Source organism: Massilia sp. Root351 (assembly GCF_001425045.1).
Taxonomy (GTDB): Bacteria; Pseudomonadota; Gammaproteobacteria; order Burkholderiales; family Burkholderiaceae_D; genus Rugamonas.
Genome location: NZ_LMDJ01000015.1, coordinates 1 through 20,829, shown reverse-complemented (window position 1 = coordinate 20,829; position 20,829 = coordinate 1). Strand labels below are relative to the sequence as shown.

Annotated in this window: 17 protein-coding genes and 1 pseudogene; 10 read left to right on the top strand and 8 right to left on the bottom strand. The window is 66.3% G+C overall.

Annotated features, from left to right (window positions below; translation table 11 throughout):
- The 7 genes and pseudogenes from ASD15_RS32765 to ASD15_RS16960 form a co-directional block, all read left to right on the top strand.
- Window positions 1–234, top strand: a pseudogene (locus ASD15_RS32765) (chemotaxis protein); the annotation flags it as partial.
- Window positions 235–244: 10 nt separating this feature from the next.
- A complete protein-coding gene (locus ASD15_RS16985; protein ID WP_057156184.1) occupies window positions 245–724 on the top strand; it encodes a chemotaxis protein CheW in 480 nt (159 codons plus the stop codon).
- Entirely contained in the window at window positions 721–2,163 is a 1,443-nt protein-coding gene (locus ASD15_RS16980; RefSeq protein ID WP_057156183.1) for a protein-glutamate O-methyltransferase CheR, read from the top strand. Before ASD15_RS16985 ends, ASD15_RS16980 begins: the two co-directional genes overlap by 4 nt.
- Window positions 2,160–2,843, top strand: coding sequence for a chemotaxis protein CheW (locus ASD15_RS16975; protein WP_057156182.1), 684 nt, complete (start codon window positions 2,160–2,162; stop codon window positions 2,841–2,843). Before ASD15_RS16980 ends, ASD15_RS16975 begins: the two co-directional genes overlap by 4 nt.
- A complete protein-coding gene (locus ASD15_RS16970; protein ID WP_057156181.1) occupies window positions 2,840–5,269 on the top strand; it encodes a hybrid sensor histidine kinase/response regulator in 2,430 nt (809 codons plus the stop codon). The genes ASD15_RS16975 and ASD15_RS16970 overlap by 4 nt, the downstream gene beginning before the upstream one ends.
- Entirely contained in the window at window positions 5,266–6,291 is a 1,026-nt protein-coding gene (gene cheB, locus ASD15_RS16965; protein ID WP_057156180.1) for a chemotaxis-specific protein-glutamate methyltransferase CheB, read from the top strand. Before ASD15_RS16970 ends, cheB begins: the two co-directional genes overlap by 4 nt.
- A gap of 17 nt (window positions 6,292–6,308) precedes the next feature.
- Window positions 6,309–7,322, top strand: a complete 1,014-nt coding sequence (locus tag ASD15_RS16960) for a diguanylate cyclase (protein ID WP_057156179.1) — start codon at window positions 6,309–6,311, stop codon at window positions 7,320–7,322.
- A 63-nt stretch (window positions 7,323–7,385) separates the two neighbouring features.
- Here the strand turns inward: ASD15_RS16960 and murB are convergent, their stop codons facing one another.
- Entirely contained in the window at window positions 7,386–8,408 is a 1,023-nt protein-coding gene (gene murB, locus ASD15_RS16955) for a UDP-N-acetylmuramate dehydrogenase (RefSeq protein ID WP_057156178.1), read from the bottom strand.
- A gap of 159 nt (window positions 8,409–8,567) precedes the next feature.
- Between murB and ASD15_RS16950 the strand changes: the two genes are divergently transcribed.
- Both ASD15_RS16950 and ASD15_RS16945 read left to right on the top strand, forming a co-directional pair.
- Complete coding sequence (locus ASD15_RS16950; protein ID WP_057156177.1) at window positions 8,568–9,053, top strand: YajQ family cyclic di-GMP-binding protein; 486 nt, start codon at window positions 8,568–8,570, stop codon at window positions 9,051–9,053.
- Between the two features lie 88 nt (window positions 9,054–9,141).
- Window positions 9,142–10,401, top strand: coding sequence for a nitronate monooxygenase (locus ASD15_RS16945; RefSeq protein ID WP_057156176.1), 1,260 nt, complete (start codon window positions 9,142–9,144; stop codon window positions 10,399–10,401).
- A 61-nt stretch (window positions 10,402–10,462) separates the two neighbouring features.
- Here the strand turns inward: ASD15_RS16945 and ASD15_RS16940 are convergent, their stop codons facing one another.
- The 5 genes from ASD15_RS16940 to ASD15_RS16920 all read right to left on the bottom strand — a co-directional run bounded on the left by ASD15_RS16940 (window position 10,463) and on the right by ASD15_RS16920 (window position 15,956).
- Window positions 10,463–11,401, bottom strand: a complete 939-nt coding sequence (locus tag ASD15_RS16940) for a hypothetical protein (protein WP_057156175.1) — start codon at window positions 11,399–11,401, stop codon at window positions 10,463–10,465.
- Window positions 11,402–11,441: 40 nt separating this feature from the next.
- Window positions 11,442–12,236, bottom strand: coding sequence for a phosphatase PAP2 family protein (locus tag ASD15_RS16935; protein ID WP_082551898.1), 795 nt, complete (start codon window positions 12,234–12,236; stop codon window positions 11,442–11,444).
- Window positions 12,229–13,866, bottom strand: coding sequence for a phosphoethanolamine transferase (locus tag ASD15_RS16930; RefSeq protein ID WP_229418235.1), 1,638 nt, complete (start codon window positions 13,864–13,866; stop codon window positions 12,229–12,231). The genes ASD15_RS16935 and ASD15_RS16930 overlap by 8 nt, the downstream gene beginning before the upstream one ends.
- Window positions 13,867–13,992: 126 nt before the next feature.
- Window positions 13,993–15,267, bottom strand: a complete 1,275-nt coding sequence (locus tag ASD15_RS16925; RefSeq protein WP_057156173.1) for a HAMP domain-containing sensor histidine kinase — start codon at window positions 15,265–15,267, stop codon at window positions 13,993–13,995.
- Window positions 15,264–15,956 (bottom strand): response regulator transcription factor, encoded by a 693-nt coding sequence (locus ASD15_RS16920; protein WP_057156172.1) that lies wholly within the window; start codon window positions 15,954–15,956, stop codon window positions 15,264–15,266. Before ASD15_RS16920 ends, ASD15_RS16925 begins: the two co-directional genes overlap by 4 nt.
- A 137-nt stretch (window positions 15,957–16,093) precedes the next feature.
- Between ASD15_RS16920 and ASD15_RS16915 the strand changes: the two genes are divergently transcribed.
- Entirely contained in the window at window positions 16,094–18,421 is a 2,328-nt protein-coding gene (locus tag ASD15_RS16915; RefSeq protein WP_057156171.1) for an isoamylase, read from the top strand.
- A gap of 175 nt (window positions 18,422–18,596) precedes the next feature.
- On the opposite strand, the gene ASD15_RS16910 is transcribed toward ASD15_RS16915, so the two are convergent.
- Window positions 18,597–19,295, bottom strand: a complete 699-nt coding sequence (locus ASD15_RS16910; RefSeq protein WP_229418234.1) for a LuxR family transcriptional regulator — start codon at window positions 19,293–19,295, stop codon at window positions 18,597–18,599.
- Window positions 19,296–19,303: 8 nt separating this feature from the next.
- Complete coding sequence (locus ASD15_RS16905) at window positions 19,304–20,605, bottom strand: metallophosphoesterase (protein ID WP_162249909.1); 1,302 nt, start codon at window positions 20,603–20,605, stop codon at window positions 19,304–19,306.
- Between the last annotated feature and the right edge of the window lie 224 nt (window positions 20,606–20,829).

Sequence of the window (20,829 nt, the reverse complement as noted above, 5' to 3'; positions counted from 1 at the left end):
TCGGGCGTGATGGTGCAGGTGCAGAAACTGGCGCCGCAGTTCGACGCCGTGCTGCAGGGCATGCAGTCACAGGCCGTGGGCGCGCAACAGATCACCGAAACCATGATGCAGCTGAACGACGCCACCCAGCAGACCGTGGAGTCGCTGCGGGCAACCAGCGAAGCGGTGCACCAGTTGCAGTACGCGGCCGGCGACCTGCAGGCCAGCGTGGCCAACTTCGCCGTTACCGTGTAAGGCGCGCGCCATGAAACTGCTGGTTTTTCACATCGGCCAGGACCGCTACGGGCTGCGCCTCGGCGTGGTGCAGCGCGTGCTGCCGCTGATGGCGCTCAAGCGCCTGCCGCTGGCGCCGCCCGCCGTAGCCGGGCTGATGAACCTGCACGGCCACACCTTGCCGGTGATCGACCTGTCCCGCCTGGGCGGCGGCGCCGCCAGCGCGGAACACGTGGACACGCGCATCGTGGTGGTGGACTACACCGCGCCGCACGGGAGCGTGCACGCGCTGGGCCTGTTGGCCGAACGGGTGCTGGGCGTGCAGGACGTGGCCGAGCGCGCGCTGGCCGGCAGCGGCGTGCAGGCGGCGCCCTTCCTGGGCGACGTGGCGGGCGACAGCGCCGGCATCGTGCAGCTGGTAGAGCCGGAGCGCCTGCTGCCGCCCGAACTGCGCGCGGCGCTGTTCCAGGCTGACCAGCCTGCCACCGGCAGCGCGGAAGCCGCGCCATGAGCGCCCAGGCCATGCTGCGCCGGGTGACCGGCCTGACCGTCTCGAAGGCGGCGGCCGACCGCGCTATCCGCGAACGCATGGAGCTGACCGGCGAAGTCAATCGCGAGCGCTACCTGGCCGCGCTGACGCAGGAAGAGCTGACCGAACTGGTGGAACTGGTGGTGGTGCCGGAATCATGGCTGTTCCGCGACGCGCAAGCGTTCCAGGTGGCGGTGGAGTTCGTGCAGGGCCGGCTGGCCAGGCGCCCGGCCGGCACGCCCGCACGCCCGGTGCGCATCCTGTCGGTGCCGTGCGCCGGCGGCGAGGAACCGTATTCGCTGGCCATGGCGCTGTGCGACGCGGACGTGCCGCGCGGCGCCTTCAGCATAGACGCCTGCGACCTTAGCCCGGGCTGCGTGGCGCGCGCGCGCAGGGGCGTGTATGGCCGCAACGCCTTCCGCGCGCAGGACCTGGCTTTCCGCGAGCGCTACTTCACCAGCGTCGGCAACGACGACTATCTGATCAGCGAAGCGATCCGGGCGCAAGTGCGCTTCAGCCAGGGCAACCTGCTGGAGCTCGACGCCGGCGGCCGCCGCTACGACATCATCTTCTGCCGCAACCTGCTGATCTACTTCGACAAGCCGACCACCAAGGCCGCCATCGAACGCTTGTCCGCGCTGCTGGCGGACGACGGCATCCTGTTCGCCGGCTATGCCGAAGTGCCCTCGTTTGCACACCACGGCTTCACCCCGCTGCCGCACCGGCAAGCATTCGGCCTGAGAAAGGACGCGGCCAGCGCTGTGCTGTCCATGCTGTCCGTACCGGCGAACGCCGCACCGGCTGGCATGCCGCCGCCCTTCACCGCCGAGCGCCGCAAGAGCGTGCGGCCGCAGGTGCTTGCACTCGCCGCCGCCCCTGCAATGCCGCGTCCCGAGGCCGCCCGGCGCGCCAGCGCGCCCGCAACCGCGTTCTCCGCCACCTCCGCTGCCATGGCCGCAGCGCCCGCAGCGCCCGCCGCGCCGATTGCCGCACGCGCTGCCAGGCCCTCGGGAGCGCCATCAGGCGCGTCCCCGGTGAGCGGTGCCGCTGCGCGGGCGCCGGCCGCGCCGGCGCCGCCCTGTGCCGCCGAACTGCTGCTGCAAGCGCGCAAACTGGCCGACCGTGGCGAAACCGGCGACGCGGAAGCAGCCTGCCGGGCCGTGCTCGCGGCGGCCCCTGAGACCGCCGGCGCCTATTTCATCCTCGGCATGCTGAGCGAGCACGCCGGCCAGTCCGCGCAGGCCGAAGAACACTGGCGCCGCTGCATCTACCTGCAGCCCGACCACTACGAAGCCCTGTGCCACCTGGCGCTGCTGGCCGAGCAGTCCGGCAACAGCAGCGGTGCGGCCACGCTGAAGGCGCGCGCCGCGCGTATTTACCAGCGCCAGCAGAAGAATAGCCCCGCGAGAGCCGAACCATGATGACCATCGCCGAACAATCCATCCAGGACATCAACGACTGCTGGAACCGCATCGGGGTCTCCGGCGATCATAGCTGCGAGAAGCTGCAGCAGTTCGTCCACTGCCGCAACTGCGACGTCTACGCCGGCGCCGCCCAGCGCAACCTGCAGCGCCCGGTGGACGCCGCCTACAAGCAGGAATGGGCCGAGCACTTCCGGCAGCCCGAGGACAACCGCGCACAGCTCGACAGCTCCTGCCTGGTATTCCGCATCGGCCGCGAGTGGCTGTCGCTGCCGACCTCCGTGTTCCTGTCGGTGGCGCCCCAGGCGGCGCCACACCGCCTGCCGCACCGCAACGCGCGCGGCCTGGCGGGCGTGGTCAATGTCGGCGGCAAGCTTTACCCCTGCATTTCGCTGGCCGCCTTGCTGGACGTGGACGACACCGAGAGCGTGGCCCGCACCGGCCGCCACACCTTTGCCCGCCTGCTGCTGGTGCAATGGGACGGCCAGCCCTACGCGCTGCCGGTGGCCGACCTGCACGGCATCCTGCGCTACGCGGCGTCCGACGTGCAGCCGCCCGCCGCCACCATCAACAAAGGCCTGTCGCGCTACCTGACCGGCGTGATCACGCACGACGGCATGCAAGTCGGCTGCCTCGACGCCGGCCTGCTCGGCTACCAACTTGCAAGGACGCTGCGATGAGCCAGGACAACAACGGCGATCTGAGCCAATTCTCGATGCAGGAGCTGTTCCGCATGGAGGCGGATGCGCAGACGGTGATCCTGACCGACGGCCTGCTGGCCATGGAGCGCCATGGCGGCGACGCCAACGCGGTCGAGCCGATGATGCGCGCGGCCCACTCGATCAAGGGCGCGGCCGCCATCGTCGGCCTGGACGTGGTGGTGCAGCTGGCGCACGGCATGGAGGACGCCTTCATCGCCGCCCAGCACGGCAAGCTGAAACTGACGCCCAACCGGGTCGACGCGCTGCTGGCGGGGGTGGACCTGATCCTGCAGGTATCGCGCCTGGACGACAACAGCGTGACGCCATGGCTGGCCGCCAACGGCGCGCAGATCAAAAAGACCATGGACAGCATTGCCGGCATCGCCTTCCTGCCGGAACCGGTGAGCAGCTTTGCCGGCGCCGCACTGTCGGGGCCTGCCGCCGTCGGCACATCCGATACGCCGTCCGCCCTCCCGCCGGCCACCGCTGCGCGCCCCACCGCCGCGCCGACGCCGCCAGACATCGCCGCGCTGCTGGCCGATATGGCCGACGCCGAAGCCCAGGCAGACGCGCTCGGCGCCGGCGCACTGCCCGCAGCGCTGGCGCCGGCATCGGCCGCAGCGCCCCTGGACACCGACGAACCCGCCGCCGCCCCGGGCGCCCGCATCATGGCGCCGATGAAGACCGCGCAAAACTTCGACCGCCTGCTGTCGCTGGCCAGCGAATCGCGCATCAACGCGCACCAGATGCACCCCATGCTGCAAGCCATGCAGCGCTTCAAGCGCAACCAGGCCAGCCTGGTCACGGTGATCGAACAGCTGCACGAAGCGGTCTCCGGCAGCAGCGACGCCGGCCTGAAGGAAAAGTCGCTGCTGGCCCTGCAAAAGACCCAGCCTCTCAAGCAGTTCGTGCTGGAACAGATCGCCGATTTCGAAAACTGGGAACGCCGCCTGCTTACGCTGTCGCAGAATATGGTGGACGAGGTGCTGGCGCTGCGCATGCGCCCGTTCCGCGACGGCGTGCAGCATTTCCCACGCATGGTACGCGACCTGGCGCGCAGCCTGGGCAAGGACGTCCAGCTGCGCATCGACGGCGAAGACACACTGGTCGACCGCGACATCCTGGCCAAGATCGAGAGCCCGCTCAACCACATGCTGCGCAACGCCATCGACCACGGCATGGAACCGGCCGCGGAACGGGTGGCGCTGGGCAAGCCGGCCACCGGCTCGATCGTGCTCGAAGCGCGCCACCGCGCCGGCATGCTCAGCATCGAGATCAGCGATGACGGGCGCGGCGTGGACCTGGAAAAAATCCGCCGCACCGTGGTCGAGCGCAAGATGGCCAGCACCGCCATGGCCGCCGCCATGTCGCAGGCCGAACTGCTCGAGTTCCTGTTCCTGCCCGCCTTCAGCCTGAAAGAAAACACCACCGAAATCTCCGGACGCGGCGTGGGCCTGGACATCGTGCACGACACCATCCGCCAGCAGAACGGCACCGTGCGGCTCGAGTCGGAGCAAGGGCGCGGCTTCCGCAGCTACATCACGCTGCCGCTGACGCAGTCCATCGTGCGCGCGCTGGTGGTGGACATCAAGGGCGAGGCCTACGCCATCCCCATCGTCAAGGTCGAGCGGGTGATCAAGGTGCCGCAGTCCAACATCCACACCCTGGAAAACAAGCAGTTCTTCGACCACGCCGGCGAGCACCTTGGGCTGGTGTCGGCGGCCCAGGTGCTGGAGCTGGGCGACAGCAGCGCCTCCGAGGCCGAACTGCCGGTGGTGCTGATCGGCACCGGCACGCGCCGCTACGCGATGGTGGTGGACGCGATACGCGGAGAGCAAAGCCTGGCGGTGCAAGCCATCGATCCCATCTTCGGCAAGATGCGCGACATCTCCGCCGCCGCCCTGCTCGACGACGGCGAACCGGTACTGATCCTGGACGTGCCGGACCTGCTGATTTCGATCGACAAGCTGCTGCACGAAGGCGGCCTGCACCAGCTGGCGCGCGGCAACCGCGGCGAGAAGCGCCGCATGAAGCGTATCCTGGTGGTGGACGACTCGCTGACGGTGCGCGAAATGGAACGCAAGCTGCTGGTTGGCCGCGGCTTCGAAGTGGACATCGCCATCGACGGCATCGACGGCTGGAACGTGGTGCGCAGCGGCGAATACGACCTGGTCATCACCGACGTGGACATGCCGCGCATGGACGGCATCGAACTGGTCAACCTGATCAAGAAGGACCTGCACTTGCACAAACTGCCCGTGATGATCGTATCCTACAAGGACCGTCCGGAAGACCGGGCGCGCGGCATGTCGGCCGGGGCCGACTACTACCTGACCAAGGGCAGCTTCCACGACGAGACCCTGCTCGACGCCGTGGCCGACCTGATAGGGGACGCACGCAAATGAAAATCGCCATCGCCAACGACGTCGCCATGGCCGCCGAAGCGCTGCGCCGCGTGGTGGCCAGCACCCAGGAACACCAGGTGCTGTGGATCGCCCGCACCGGCGTGGAAGCGGTGCGCATGTGCGCCGAGAACCGCCCGGACCTGGTGCTGATGGACTTGAACATGCCGGAACTGGACGGCGTGGAGGCCACGCGCCAGATCATGGAGCAAAGCCCGTGCGCCATCCTGGTGGTGACCGGGCGGCCGCAAGACAACGTCAACCAGGTGTTCCGCGCACTGGGCGCCGGCGCGCTCGATGTGACCGCCACCCCCATGCTGCAGGGGAAAGCCGGCGGCGCCGAGGAGCTGCTGGCCAAGATCAAGACCATGGACAAGCTGATACGCCATAGCGGTGGCAGCCAGGCCATGCAGCCGCGCAGCAGCACGGCCGCGGCCGAACGCCGGGAAGCGCCGGTGACCAAGCTGGTGGCGATCGGCGCTTCCACCGGCGGGCCGCTGGCGGTGTCCAAGATACTGGCCGGCTGGCTGCCGCCGCCCGGCTGCGCCATCGTCGTGGTGCAGCATATCGACGAGAACTTCGCCGAACACTTCGCCAGGTGGCTGGGCGAACAGCTGCAGATGCCGGTGCGCGCCATTGAGCACGGCGACGAGCTGGCGCCCGGCACGGTGCTTATCGCCAAGAGCAATGACCATCTGGTACTGGATAAAGACTACCGGCTGGGTTACGATGCGACACCGAAGGACTACGCCTACCGCCCCTCGGTGGATGTGTTTTTCCGTTGTGTGGCGCAGCATTGGCGCGGCGACGCGGTGGGCGTGCTGCTGACCGGCATGGGCCGCGACGGGGCGGAAGGCTTGCTGGCCATGCGCCGTGCCGGCCATACCACCATCGCGCAGGACCAGGCCAGCTGCGCGGTGTACGGCATGCCGCGTGCGGCTGCCGAGCTGGATGCGGCACAACTGATACTGCCATTAGATAAGATAGGCCCCATGCTGCGCAGCACCACCGGCAGCCGGGGCTAGCAACCAAGAGAGCAGCAATGTCCCATAGTTTTTCCGTTCCAGCGGAACTGGAGCCGGCCCTCACGGCCTTCAAGGTGCGCGTCCTGCTGGTGGACGACCAGTTGATCATCGTCGAGGCGGTACGCCGCATGCTCAGCGACCAGCCCGACATCGAGTTCCACTACGTGACCGACGCCACGCTGGCGCAGCAGACCGCCGGCCAGCTGCAGCCCACCGTCATCCTGCAGGACCTGGTGATGCCGTCGGTGGACGGCTTCGCGCTGATCCAGGCCTACCGCGACGACGAACTGATACGCCATGTGCCGGTGATCGTGCTGTCGGCCAAGGAAGATCCCAAGCTCAAGGCGCACAGCTTCGCCGTGGGCGCCAACGACTACCTCGTCAAGCTGCCGGACAAGCTGGAACTGCTGGCGCGCGTGCGCTACCACTCGGCCGCCCACATCAGCCGGCTGCAGCGCGACCAGGCCTTCCGCTTCCTGCGCGAGAGCCAGAAGAACCTGGCCGACGCCAACATCGAGCTGCAAAAGCTGGCCGCGCTGGACGGCCTGACCGGCATCGCCAACCGCCGCCGCTTCGACGAGACCATGAAGCTGGAGTGGCAGCGCGGCCAGCGCGAACGCCAGCCGCTGTCGCTGCTGCTGTGCGATGTGGACTTTTTCAAGATCTACAACGACACCTTCGGCCACCTGACCGGCGACCTGTGCCTGAAGAAGACGGCCGCCGTGTTGACCGAGCACCTGAAGCGTCCGGCCGACCTGGCGGCGCGCTACGGCGGCGAGGAATTCGCCATTGTGCTGCCGGACACCCGGCTGGAGGGCGCGGTACAGCTGGCGCAGTCGTGCGTGCAGCACCTGGAAAAGCTGGCCATCGAGAATCCGAATGCCGCGCCGCTGGGCGTGGTGACCATGTCGATCGGCGTGGCCAGCGTGGTGCCCTCGCCGCACTCCACCATCGAGGAGCTGATCGAGAGCGCAGACCGCGCGCTGTACGCGGCCAAGAAGGCCGGCCGCAACCAGGTGGCGTCAGCCTGAGCGTGGCGGGCTGAGCGTGGCGGCCCGAGCGTGGCGGATTGCGCGCCAGGGCGCTAACGCGCTTTACACGAACACCGGCTCGGGCTCCAGGCGCACGCCGTAGCGCGCCTGCACGTCATCCTGGATCGCCTGCGCCAGGCGCTGCACGTCGGCGCCGGTGGCGCCGCCGCGGTTCACCAGCACCAGCGCCTGCTTCTCATACACGCCCGCCGCGCCCATGCTGCGGCCCTTCCAGCCGCACTGGTCGATCAGCCAGCCGGCGGCCAGCTTCTCGCTGCCGTCGGCCTGCCGGTGGTGCACCAGCGCCGGGAACTGCGCCAGCAACTGCGCGCACTGCTCGCCGCTCACCACCGGATTCTTGAAGAAGCTGCCCGCGTTGCCGATATCGGCCGGGTCCGGCAGCTTGCGGCGCCGCACGGCGATCACCGTGTCCGCCACCTGCTGCGCGCTCGGCGTATCGATGCCCTGCTGGTCCACCGCCTGCGCCAGTTCGGCGTAGCGCAGATTCGGCTGCCACGCGCGCGGCAAGGCGAAGGTGACATCGACGATGATCAGTCCGCGCCCCGCTTCCTGCTTGAATACGCTGTCGCGGTAGCCGAAACGGCAGTCGGCCGCGTGCATCGTGAGCAGCTGGCCGGTGGCCGGGTCGCAGGCCGTCAGGCTGTGGAAAAAATCCTTGGTCTCGGCGCCATAGGCGCCGATGTTCTGGATCGGCGCCGCGCCCACCGTGCCGGGGATCAGCGACAGGTTTTCCAGCCCGTCCAGTCCGTGCGACAAGGTCCACTGCACGAACTGGTGCCAGTTCTCGCCGGCCGCCGCGCGCACGTGGTGATGCGTGGCCGTGCCTTCCAGCACCTCGCGGCCGTGGATGGCGATGTGCAGCACCAGGCCGGGAAAGTCGCCGGTCAGCAGCAGGTTGCTGCCGCCGCCCAGCACCAGGCGCGGCAGCGCCGCCAGCGCGGGATCGGCCAGCGCCGCCTGCAGCTGTTCCGCCGACGCCACCCGCAAATACGTTGCGGCCTGGGCGTCTATGCCGAAAGTGTTAAGCGAACGGAGGGAGTAGTTGTGACAAAGGGGTAGGTTCAAGTGCTTAGCCGAGTAGATATTTTGGTCGATTATAGTGGGAAAGTCGAAAAATCACGTCAAAAACGACCGAGCGTTCGGTCCGTTGTCCGTTAAAATGGCACATCTTTTTACGCGGCGCCGCAGCACGGGGCGCCACCGCACTAATTAAAGGAAAGCAACATGCCGTCGTTTGATGTAGTCTCCGAAGCCGATATGATCGAAGTGCGCAATGCCGTCGATCAGGCAAAGAAGGAAATCACCACCCGTTTCGACTTCAAGGGCAGCAGCGCCAATGTCGAACAAAAGGAAGCCGAACTGACCGCCTATGCGGATTCGGACTTCCAGCTGACCCAGGTCAAGGACGTGCTGATCAACAAACTGGGCAAGCGCAACGTGGACGTGCGCTTCCTGGACGAAGGCAAGATCGAAAAAATCGGCGGCGACAAGGTCAAGCAAGTCATCAAGATCAAGAACGGCCTGGAAACGGAAGACGCCAAGAAGATCACCCGCATCATCAAGGACAGCAAGATGAAGGTGCAGGCCAGCATCCAGGGCGAATCGGTGCGCGTGACCGGCGCCAAGCGCGACGACCTGCAGGCTGCCATGGCCATGCTGCGCAAGGAAGTCAAGGACACCCCGCTGGAATTCAACAACTTCCGCGACTGATCTTTTCCCGTACCGACCCGGTGCGCCCGCCGCACCTTGCCGCAGGGCCGCTCCGGCCCGGCGGCGCCACGTAGTTAAGGACTGTGTAATGAAACGAGTAGACGACTTCCGCCTGCGCTTTGGCGACAAGGAATACGTACCCATCATGATAGGCGGCATGGGCGTGGACATTTCCACCTCCGAGCTGGCGCTGGAGGCGGCCCGCCTGGGCGGCATCGGCCACATCTCGGACGCCATGGTGGAAGACGTGTCGGACCGCAAATTCGACACCACCTTCGTCAAGGACAAGACCAAGCTCTACAAGTACAACATCTTTAACATGGACAAGGCCGTGGTGCAGTTCGACCTCGAGCGCCTGGCCGACGCGCAGCGCCGCCACATCGGCAGCACCATGGCGGCGAAGAAAGGCCCCGGCCTGATCTTCGTCAACTGCATGGAAAAGCTGACCATGAACGGCCCCAAGGAAACCCTGCGCACCCGCCTGAACGCGGCGCTGGACGCGGGCATCGACGGCATCACGCTGTCGGCCGGCCTGCACTTCGGCTCCTTCGCGCTGATGGCAGACCACCCGCGCTTCCGCGAAGCCAAGCTGGGCATCATCGTGTCCTCGGTGCGCGCGCTGCAGATTTTCCTGCGCAAGAACGCCAAGCTGAACCGCGCGCCGGACTTCGTCATCGTCGAAGGCCCGCTGGCCGGCGGCCACCTCGGCTTCGGCATGGAGGACTGGAAGGACTACGACCTGCACACCATCGTGGCCGAAGTGCTGGCTTACCTGAAGAATGAAAACCTGGAGATCCCCGTGATCGCCGCCGGCGGCGTATTCACCGGCAGCGACGCGGTATCCTTCCTGGAAGCGGGCGCGGCCGGCGTGCAAGTGGCCACCCGCTTCACGGTGACCAAGGAATGCGGCCTGCCGGAGAAGGTCAAGCAGGAATACTTCAGGGCCAGCGAGGAAGACATCATCGTCAACGGCGTCTCGCCGACCGGCTACCCGATGCGCATGCTGAAGAACACGCCGGCCATCGGCGCCGGCATCCGCCCGGGCTGCGAATCCTACGGCTACCTGCTGGACGCCACCGGCAACTGCTCCTACATCAACGCCTACAACCGCGAAGTGGTCGCCAACGGCGGCAGCGACAAGGGCATCTCGGTGATGGACAAGACCTGCCTGTGCACCCACATGCGCAACTTCAACTGCTGGACCTGCGGCCACTACACCTACCGCCTGAAGGACACCTCGCACAAGAAGGAAGACGGCAGCTACCAGCTGCTCACCGCCGAGCACGTGTTCAAGGACTACCAGTTCAGCACCGACAACCAGGTCGCGCTGCCGGAAAAAGAAGCATAAAAAAAGGCGCCTCGGGCGCCTTTTTCACGTCCGGGGCCTTCAGCCCCGCTCAGCCCTGGCCTCAACCCTCGTGGGTGATGCGCGTGATCAGCGCGCCCAGCACATCGTCGGCGCGCTCATTGTCCACCTGGCAGGTGCCGGCGTTCTCATGCCCGCCGCCGCCGTATTCCAGCATCAGCGCGCCGATATTGGTCTTGGACGTGCGGTTCAGGATCGACTTGCCGGTGGCGAACACGGTGTTCTGGTTCTTCAAGCCCCACAGCACGTGGATGGAGATATTGGTCTCCGGGTACATCGCGTAGATGATGAAGCGGTTGCCGGCGAAGATGGTCTCTTCCTTGCGCAAATCCAGCACCACCAGGTTCTGGTGGATGGTGGCGCAGCGGCGGATCTGGTCCTTGCACTTTTCGCTGTGCTCGAAGTACAGTTCCTTGCGTTCCTTCACGTCCGGCAGTTCCATGATCTGTTCGATCGTGTGGTTCTTGCAGTAGTCGATCAGGTCCATCATCAGGTTGTAGTTCGAGATGCGGAACTCGCGGAAGCGGCCCAGGCCGGTGCGCGCGTCCATCAGGAAGTTGAGCAGGTCCCACCCTTGCGGATTGAGCACTTCCTCGCGGTTGAACTGGGCCGAGTCGCCCTTGTCCACCGCCGCCATCATGCCGTCCCAGGATGCCGGGAACGCCTTCAGGCCGCCGTAATAGTCGTACACCACGCGCGCGGCCGACGGCGCTTCGGGGTGGATGATGTGGTTGCTGCGCTCGCCGGTGTTGCGGATGGTTTCCGACAAGTGGTGGTCGAATGCCAGGTGCGCGCCCGCTACATAGGGCAGGTTGGTCGTGATGTCCTTGTCACTGATGGCTATCTTGCCGTCCTGCATGTCCTTGGGATGGACAAACAGGATGTCGTCGATCATGTCCAGGTGTTTCAGGAGCACAGCGCATACCAGGCCGTCAAAGTCGCTGCGGGTTACCAGGCGAAATTTTTTTGCTTCAGCTGACATGGGGTACCTTTTCGTTGAGTGACATGATGAATCATACAACTCAACTCACCGGCTTGCCCAGTACTTTGCCCTGCGCTTGGCCGCGTGCTGGTGCGGCGGCCCGGGCAGCGGCATGCCCCCTGGCCGCACGCAGCGCCGCATGCCCCGCCAGCAGCGCTGCCAGCACGGCGCCGGCGATCCACATCGACCATAGCGTGTGGGTAAGGAAGTGCGCCCCGCGCATCTGTTGCATCCAGCCCACGGCCGCCCCCAGGCCCAGCGCGGCCAGCCCCGCCGCGGCGGCCTTGCCTGGCCGGTGCGGCAGCCAGAACACCGTCAGGCCGACCAGCCACAGCGCGCTGGACGCGTGTCCGCCCGGCAGGCAGTGGCCGGATTCCACCCAGTGCGGCATGGATTCCAGCAGCCGGTAATACGGCTGGTAGCCGCCGTAGCGCTCCAGCTCCCACGGGCAGTGCGAACGGCTGGCGCGTTTCAGCATGGAAGTGAGCAGCGGCACCAGCACCACACACAGCGACAGCAGCCGCAGCCGCAAGCGCCACCAGACCGGCAGCCCGCCGCCGTTGCGCCCCGGCCGCCGCTGGAGGAAGTCCCAGGCGCAGGCCGCCAGCGGCACGGCGCCCAGCAAGGTCAGCAGCGTTTTCAGCACGCCGTGGCTGAAACGCTCGGTCAGCCAGGCGTGCTGCCAGGGAAATTCATGGACGTGGAAGTCGAACATCATGTCGGCCAGCGCCAGGTCGGCGTTGCCCATGCCCAGCAGCAGGATGAGGGCCGCCGCCCCCATCAGCGTCCACGCCGCGCGCCGCAGCGCCGGCCAGCCCAGCAATTCTTCAGCCATGGGTGCAGGCGTTGAACATGTCCAGCGCGGGGTTGTAGACGGCGGTGCTCACGTCCAGCATGCCCAGCACGGAATGGAATACATTGTCGTGCGAGAACGGCTGGCTGGCGCGCGCGGCCAGGCAGCGGCGGTCGATCTTGAAGCGCTCGGCGTACTGGTCCGAGAACCACAGCATGAAGGGCACGCGGCGCTGCTCGGGCGGCGCAATAATGTAGGGCGCGCCGTGCAAGTACATATTCTTCTCGCCCAGCGATTCGCCGTGGTCCGAGAAGTACATCATGCCGGTATCCACGCCGCTGTCGGCGCTGCCTTGCTGCAGCAGCTTGATCAGCTTGTCGAGGAAGTAGTCGGTGTACAGGATCGTATTGTCGTAGGCTGCGGTGATCTGCGCCTGCGAGCATTTTTCCAGCTCGTTGGTGTCGCACACCGGACCGAACTTGCCGAAGGCGGCCGGATAGCGCTTCGCGTAGGCGGGGCCGTGGCTGCCCTTCTGGTGCAGCACGATGACCAGGTCGTTCTTCGCCGCGCGGATCAGCTCGGGCAAGCGCTCGAGCAGCTTCTCGTCGTAGCATTCCTCGCTGGTGCACAGCGGATCGCCGGCCACCGGCTGCGACCAGTCCTCGTAGCCGACCCGGGCACAGGTGCCCTTGCAGCCGGAGTTATTGTCGCGCCACAGTACGTCGAAACCGGCGTGCTTGAGCACGTCCAGCAAGCCTTCCTGGCCTTGGGCGCGCGTGTCTGAGTAGTTTTCGCGTCCCAGCGCCGAAAACACGCAGGGCACGGACACGGCAGTGGCGGTGCCGCACGAGGACACATTGCTGAAGTTGATCAGCCCCGGCTGCTGCGCCAGCAGCGGGTTGGTGTCGCGGCCGTATTTATTGAGAGAAAAGTTCATCGCGCGTGCCGTCTCGCCCACCACCAGCACAGTGACGCTGCGGCGCACCTGCCCGGTCCAGGTCACGCCCTTGGCGGCATCGCGCCCCAGCGGCGCCACCACCTGCGGCTTGGCCCATTTCTGCCTGAGGAAACTGTTGGCGGCCTGGATGTAGTTGGTGGGAGTCAGCAGGAAGCGCAATTCGCGGTGCTCGCGCACGGCCGGCGCGTAGCTCTTGAAGAACAGCAGCAGGATGGCCGCCGCCAGCAGCAGCGAGCCGGCCAGCACGCCGGCGTTGGTCAGCAGGTGGCGGCCGCGCGGCGCGAACGTCAGCCTGGTGCGCGCCACCAGCAGCGCCGGCAGCACGCCCAGCAAGCCGACGGTCAGCAGCATGTTCAGGCTGAACAGCTCGCCCGCTTCGCGCACGTCGGTTTCCACCACGTTCTGAATCATGGCGCGGTCGATCTGCGTGCCGTACTCGTTCATGAAGTAGGTGGCCGCCGAGGTGGCCAGCAGCAGCACGATGACGACCGGCTTGATGAGGAAGCGGAAGTTGACCAGGCTCAGGCAAGCGTTGAAGGCCAGCACCAGCAGCAGGAAGGTGGCAGCCAGCAGCGGCAGGTTGCCCGCGCTGAAACCGCCGGTGGCCAGCAGGAAACGCTGCCAGAAGCTGTGGTTGTAAGCCGCCACCAGGAAGACCGATGCGGCCAGCGTGAACATGGGGGCGCTCAGGCGCGGAGAGAATTTGACAGTCACAAGGGTTCCAGACGGCTGTGGAGAGACAGCGGCCACTATAGCCAGCGGCCGGTCAAGCCTGCGTCAACCGGGCGTTAAGGCCGCGTTAAACCCTGCAGCAATCGACGCAAATACCCCTCGCAAGACCTATTTGTCGGCAAAGCGGATCACGAAGATGCTGCCGCCGCCGGGCCGGTCTTCCAGCACCAGGCTGGCGCCCAGATAGCCGCAGATGCGGCGCACCAGGGCCAGGCCGAGACCGGTGCCGGCCGAACCGGCGCTGCCGGCAGCCGGCACGCCCTGCTGCGAGGCGCCCCGCTCCCCGCCGGCAAGCGCCGCGCGCACCGCCGCCGGCAAGCCCGGACCGGTGTCTTCCACGCTGACGCTGCGCGGCCCCATGCGCACGGTGACCGTGCCGCGCTCGGTGTACTGGCAGGCATTGCGCACCAGGTTGCCGATCGCGCTCATGCACAGTTCGCGCGGGGCGCGCACGGCAAAGCTGCCGGGATGGCCGTCAGCGGCGGCGCCGCCGTCGAACAGCAAGCGCACCGGGCGCGCCGCCACCAGGTGCTGGTAGCGTTCCGTCTCGCCGCGCGCCACCTGGCCGATATCGACCTGCGCCTGCTCATCCAGCTGCGGCGCGCGCGCCAGCAGCAGCAGCACCGTCACACACTCGGCCGCCTCCTGTGCCGCGCGGTAAATGCGCGCCGCCTGCGCGTAGCCGGCGCTGCCCTCGCCCTGCGCCATGATCACTTCGGCCGCGCCCATGATGACGGTTAGCGGGCTGCGCAATTCATGGCTCACGTCGCCGGTGAAGAAGCGCTCGCGCTCCAGCACGTCGCGCAGCTGCGCGGTGTGGGCGGCAAAGGCGCGCGCCAGCACGCCCAGCTCGTCCTTGCGCTCCTGCAGCGGCAGATTGAGAATGTCGGCCCGCACCGCCTCGGCCATGTCCGTGATCGGCGTGACCAGCCGGCGCGCCACGTAGCCGCCCAGGAAATAAGAGAACAGCAGGAAGCCGACAAACCCGATGGCAAACACCGAGTACACCACCAGTTCCACTTTCTCGTAATCGCTTTCGTGGTCCACCGCCACGTAGTCGCCCATCTCGTCATGGCCGGCCAGCACGTGCAAGCCGACGCCGTCGACGGTCTTCTCCTGCACTCCCGGCGGCAGGCCGCGCAGCGACTGCGGAATGTCAGCACCGCGGTGGAAGCTGAGACCGGCCGGCATTTCCACCGGCAGGTTGCCGGCCTGGCGCGGCGCGGCCCATTCGGCCACTTCGCGCAGGCGGTTGTCGACCAGGTGCTCTTCGATGCCTTCCACCGCGAAGGCGGCGATCAGCGCGAAGAACAGCACGAAGCCAAAGGAATACAGGGTGTAGGCGACAACGATGTGGCGCCGCAGCGAGTGGGCCGCCGTCATTGCGGCTCGCCTTCGCGGCTCACCAGCTTGTAGCCGATGCCCGGCACGGTGCGCAGCATGGGGAAGGGAAACGGCTTATCCAGCGCCTGGCGCAGCGCATGCAGATGGGTGCGCAGCGCGTCCGAGTCGGGCCGGTCCTCGCCCCACACTTCCTGCTCGAGCATTTCACGCGGCACCAGGCGCGGGGCTTCCCGCATCAGGCAGCGCAGCAGCACGTAGCCGGTTTTGGTCAGCGCCAGCGGCCGGCCGGCGCGGGTGGCGGTGTAGGTGCTGGTATCGAAGCTGAGCTCGCCCACCCGCAGCACGGCCGCCGCCGCGTGATTGCCCCTGGCGCGCCGCACCAGCGCCTTCAGGCGTACTTCCAGCTCCACCAGCGAGAAGGGCTTGACCAGGTAATCGTCGGCGCCGGCGTCGAAGCCGGCCACTTTGTCGGCCAGGGTGTCGCGCGCGGTCAGCATCAGCACCGGAGTGGAATCGTTCAGCTCGTTGCGCAGTTTCTGGCACAGCTCCATCCCGTTCAGGCCGGGCAGCATCACATCCAGCACCACCGCGTCATACCGGTGCTGGCTGGCCAGGCCCAGGCCCGTGTACCCGTTCACCGCCGAGTCGAGCACATAGCCCTTGGGTTCAAAGAATTCGTACAGGTTGGCGACAATATCTGGATTGTCTTCAATGATGAGCAGGCGCATCCAGGTATTCTAACTTCCGCCCTTCGTGTAATGAAACTACAACATAAAACGCGTGCTCGTTGACGCTTTTCGTATACGAGCGTACATTTTTATCGCCACACCGTAGTAAAAGTACATATTAAAACAACGGAGACTTTATGAAACTACGCCGCACCGCGAGCGCCGCCATGGCCGCGTTCGCGCTTTCCTCGCTGTCTGCAACATGCCTGTTGGCAGTCCCTGCCCCAGCCCTCGCCGCCATCAACGCCAGCCAGCTCGGCGCCGCCTATGACGCTGGCAAGACCAGTGTCAACTTCCGCATCTACTCCAGCCGCGCCACCCGCATCGAGCTTTACCTGTACAGCAGCGCCACCGGCACGGCGGAAAAAGCGCGCCTGGGGCTGACCAAGGGCAGCGGCAATGTCTGGAGCGCCAATGTCACGGCCGCCGCGCTGGCCGGCTACGGCATCACCGGCACCGTCTACTACGGCTACCGCGCCTGGGGCCCAAACTGGCCCTACAACGCGGCCTGGACCAAGGGCTCGGCCACCGGCTTCATCAGCGACGTGGACGCGGCCGGCAACCGCTTCAATCCGAACAAGCTGCTAAGCGACCCGTACGCCCGCGAGCTCAGCCACGACCCGACCACGCCGACCATGAGCAACGCCACCATCTACGCCAGCGGCGCGTTGTACCGCAACATCGACAGCGGCTCTTCTGCGCCGAAAGGCATGGTGCTGGCCGGCGACACGCAATCGATCGGCACCAAGCCGACCCGCGCGCTGAAAGACGACATCATCTACGAAGCCCACGTGCGCGGCCTGACCCAGAACGACACCGGGATTGCCGCCGCCTACCGCGGCACCTACAAGGGCGCGGGCCTGAAAGCGGCCTACCTGGCCAGCCTGGGGGTGACCGCCATCGAATTCCTGCCGGTACAGGAAACCCAGAACGACACCAACGACGCCGACCCGACCAGCACCACCGGCGACAACTACTGGGGCTACATGACGCTGAACTATTTCGCCCCCGACCGTCGCTACGCCGCCGACAAGACCCCGGGCGGCCCCACCCGCGAGTTCAAGGAAATGGTGAAGGCTTTCCACGACCAGGGCATCAAGGTGCTGATCGACGTGGTCTACAACCATACCGGAGAAGGCGGCGCCTGGTCCGGCAGCGACACTACCACCTACAACGTGCAAAGCATGCGCGGCCTGGACAACCCCACCTACTACTCGCTCACCAGCGACATGCAATCGTCGTGGGACAACACGGGCGTAGGCGGCAACTACAACACCCGCAACCCCATCGCCCAGAACCTGATCGTCGACTCGCTGGCCTACTGGCGCGACACGCTGGGCGTGGACGGCTACCGTTTCGACCTGGCCTCGGTGCTGGGCAACACCTGCGAGCACGGCTGCTTCAACTTCCTGAAAACCGACAGCGGCAACGCGCTCAACCGCATCGTGGCCGAATTGCCGCCGCGCCCAGCAGGGGGCGGCAGCGGCGTCGACCTGATCGCCGAGCCGTGGGCCATCGGCGGCAACTCCTACCAGGTGGGCGGCTTCCCGGCCGGCTGGTCCGAATGGAACGGCCTGTACCGCGACATGGTGCGCGCCAGCCAGAACCAGCTCGGCTCGGTCACCGTCACAACCGGCTCCATGGCCACCCGCTTCGCCGGCTCCAGCGACTTATACGGCGACGACGGCCGCAAGCCGTGGAACTCGGTCAACTTCATCACCGCGCACGACGGTTTCACGCTGAAAGACCTGTACGGCTGCAACAGCAAGAACAACACCCAGCCTTGGCCCTACGGCGTGAGCGACGGCGGCGAAGACAACAACCACAGCTGGGACCAGGGCAGCATCGCGGCCGACCAGCGCAAGGCGGCGCGCAACGGCATGGCCCTGATGATGCTGTCGGCCGGCGTGCCGATGGTGGTCGGCGGCGACGAGGCGCTGCGCAGCCTCAACTGCAACAACAACCCCTACAACCTCGATTCCGGCGCGAACTGGCAGGGCTGGAGCTGGACCACGGACCAGAGCAATTTCCAGAACTTCAGCAAAGGCATGATCGCGTTCCGCAAAGCCCATCCGGCGCTGCGCCCGGCCAACTTCTACTCGGCCGTGGACAACAACGGCAACGTGATGGAACAGCTGCGCTGGTTCAAGCCGAACGGCCAGGTGGCGGACGCGGCCTACTTCAACGATACCGCCAACCATGCCATCGGCTGGCGCATCGACGGCAGCGAGTTCGGCGACAGCGCCTCGGCCATCTATGTCGCCTACAACGCGTGGAGCGCGCAGGTGAACTTCGTGCTGCCGTGGCCGGGCGCCGGCAAGACCTGGTACCGGGTAACGGACAGCTGCGGCTGGGCCGAAGGCGCCGCGCAGGTGCGGGCGCCCGGCAGCGAAGACCTGATCGGCGGCGAAAACACGTCCTATGGCCTGTGCGGACGCGGCGCCCTGCTGCTGATCGCTAAATAAGCCAACCCTCCCCTACCTGGGCTATCCCAGGTAGGTGGACAGGTCGATATTGAGCGCGACGAACGCCTTGGCGGCCAGCAGGGCCAGCGCAACCATCAGGAGTTCGGCGGCGTATGATTGGGAATCCATGCCCGCCATTAGACGCGATCACGGGCCGCAGAATAACTGTCAATGTTTACAGTAGACGCAGCATCGCGGCCTTGACGGCGGCGGCGGTCTTGTTGGCCACGCCCAGCTTTTCGACGGCGTTATTGAGGTGAAAGTTCACGGTGCGCTCCGCGATGCCGGTGATCTGGGCAGTCTCGCCGGAGGTCTTGCCGTCCGCGGTCCAGCGCAACATTTCGGCTTCGCGCGCAGTCAATGCCGGCAACTGCGGCAACTGGCTTGCCAGCAGACGCGCCATGGCCGCGTGCGCCGCATGCGCCAGCCAGGACATATGCGCGCCCTTGTGCCGCAGTTCCGCCGCGCCCAGCGCATCATGGCCGCGCGCCAAAGTCAGCATGCCCACGCCGCCTTGCGCGTCGCATGAGGATTGCGCCCAGCCTACGTTCAAGCCATGCGCGCGCGCCTCCTCCCATAAGCCGGGATTCGGGCTGAACAGCGACTCGTCCCAGACCGCAGGCTGCACCGAGCGCAAGGCATAGGCCACGGTTGGATCGGCCGCCAGGTAGTTTTCCTGCGCATAGCGCTGCTGCCATGCGCTTGGATAATTGCTGAACATGTGGATGCGGGGATTCGACACCGGCAGCGGCGCGCGCATGCCATAGGCGCAGTAATCAAAACCCAGTTCGCGGGCGGCGTGCGCCACCACGGTACGCAACGCATCCTCGCTGCCGGCAGCGGCCAGCCCATCCACGATCTCGCCGGTGTCCAAGGCGCGCCTCAATACGGGTGCGGCAAACGCGACAAGCGCCAGGCGGCTTGCACATTGCGGCCCAGCGCCTGCCAGTCGGCTGCGGCGGTCAGCTTGAACGGGCGCAACGCTGCGGCTGGCGCGCCCTCGGGCAAGGCCCGGCCCACCCCCATGTCCACCACGCGTGGCACCCCGTTCTCAAATAGCAGCACTTCAGGCGCGGCGCCGTTGCTGTTGACGTCCACCGCGTGGACCCGGCCCTGGTATAAACTGCTTACCCGCTCGACCTGCGTGTGGCCCACGACGATGGCATCCGCGCCGAAATGGCGCAGCGCCGCTTCGATATCCTCCTGGCTGGCCCGTGACTCTTTCTTGTCTCCGGCATCGAAATATCCACGATAGCGGCTGACACCGTCCGCCCCGAGCACCGCGTCCAGCTCTGCCTTGCTGGCCGGTTCGCCGCGCCAGTAGCGCCGCATGGCCTCGTTCAATTGTTCCACGCTCAGACCGCTGGCGGCCACTTCGCGGCTGATGCCGCCATGCGTCAGCAAAACCTTGCCTGCCTGCACCACCACCGGCTGCGCCCGCAGCCAGTTTCCCAGCACGGTATCGGCGGCAAATGCGGCGCGCTGCCCGCCCAGTTGCTCAAGCGCGTACAGATGCTCGCGGTTGGCGCGTGAGACATTGCCCCGCAGCAGATATTGCTCGTGATTTCCCAGTACCATGTGCACGGCGCCGCCCACCTGCGCCGCCTGCAGGCTGAGCCCATAAATACGCCACAGCACGCCAAATACGTCACGGCCCCGGTCCACCGCATCGCCGGCAATCACCAGCTGGCCCCTGCCGTAGCGCCAATTCCCATCGGCATCGGCGACGCCCAGCTTTTGCAGCGCCGCGTCGAGGAAAGCGAGGTTGCCTTCGACATCGCTCAGCACCAGCAATTGGGCCGGCATGGGAATGACGGAGGGAGGCACGGAAGGTGGGGCCGACACCGGGTAGCGCGACTGCTTGCCGCCACAGCTAATGTGCAGTTCGGCGCCGGCGCCGCTGCTGCGCTCGACCCGGTCTTCGCAGAACCAGGCGGCGGACCATGTACCGTCCGCTTCGTTGCGCACTACGGGGCCATCGAGAAAGCCGGGGAGCACAGGTTTGTCACCGGTGCCACCCCACAGCTGGATCGCGGCATCCTTGCTGGCGCCTGCAGGGAACAGCAAACGGCTGTGTACGCCGTTCGGCGTCAGCTCGACTTCCGATTGTGACAAGCCGGCCAGCAAAAGAACCGCTGCCAGCGCCGCCAGTCCCAACGTGCCCAAGCCCAGACACTTCGCCACGCTCTTTCGCACCTGATGCTCCCTATGAAATAGTTCCATAAAGCATAACAGAAAAGGATGGCGATCTTGCAATTGTGTAGTTGCCGCACAAACGCAAAAAAGCCCCACCAGATCACTGGAGGGGCTTTTTCATATAACTAGCCTGACGATAACCTACTTTCACACTGGTTGCAGCACTATCATCGGCGCAAAATCGTTTCACGGTCCTGTTCGGGATGGGAAGG

What these genes read in the sequence shown, in the direction of transcription:
- ASD15_RS16925 (WP_057156173.1), bottom strand. Translation starts at nt 15,267, where the DNA reads ATGACGGCGGCCCACTCGCTGCGGCGCCACATCGTTGTCGCCTACACC.
- cheB (WP_057156180.1), top strand. Translation starts at nt 5,266, where the DNA reads ATGAAAATCGCCATCGCCAACGACGTCGCCATGGCCGCCGAAGCGCTG.
- ASD15_RS16960 (WP_057156179.1), top strand. Translation starts at nt 6,309, where the DNA reads ATGTCCCATAGTTTTTCCGTTCCAGCGGAACTGGAGCCGGCCCTCACG.
- ASD15_RS16980 (WP_057156183.1), top strand. Translation starts at nt 721, where the DNA reads ATGAGCGCCCAGGCCATGCTGCGCCGGGTGACCGGCCTGACCGTCTCG.
- ASD15_RS16975 (WP_057156182.1), top strand. Translation starts at nt 2,160, where the DNA reads ATGATGACCATCGCCGAACAATCCATCCAGGACATCAACGACTGCTGG.
- ASD15_RS16945 (WP_057156176.1), top strand. Translation starts at nt 9,142, where the DNA reads ATGAAACGAGTAGACGACTTCCGCCTGCGCTTTGGCGACAAGGAATAC.
- ASD15_RS16950 (WP_057156177.1), top strand. Translation starts at nt 8,568, where the DNA reads ATGCCGTCGTTTGATGTAGTCTCCGAAGCCGATATGATCGAAGTGCGC.
- ASD15_RS16935 (WP_082551898.1), bottom strand. Translation starts at nt 12,236, where the DNA reads ATGGCTGAAGAATTGCTGGGCTGGCCGGCGCTGCGGCGCGCGGCGTGG.
- ASD15_RS16915 (WP_057156171.1), top strand. Translation starts at nt 16,094, where the DNA reads ATGAAACTACGCCGCACCGCGAGCGCCGCCATGGCCGCGTTCGCGCTT.
- ASD15_RS16970 (WP_057156181.1), top strand. Translation starts at nt 2,840, where the DNA reads ATGAGCCAGGACAACAACGGCGATCTGAGCCAATTCTCGATGCAGGAG.
- ASD15_RS16940 (WP_057156175.1), bottom strand. Translation starts at nt 11,401, where the DNA reads ATGTCAGCTGAAGCAAAAAAATTTCGCCTGGTAACCCGCAGCGACTTT.
- ASD15_RS16985 (WP_057156184.1), top strand. Translation starts at nt 245, where the DNA reads ATGAAACTGCTGGTTTTTCACATCGGCCAGGACCGCTACGGGCTGCGC.
- ASD15_RS16920 (WP_057156172.1), bottom strand. Translation starts at nt 15,956, where the DNA reads ATGCGCCTGCTCATCATTGAAGACAATCCAGATATTGTCGCCAACCTG.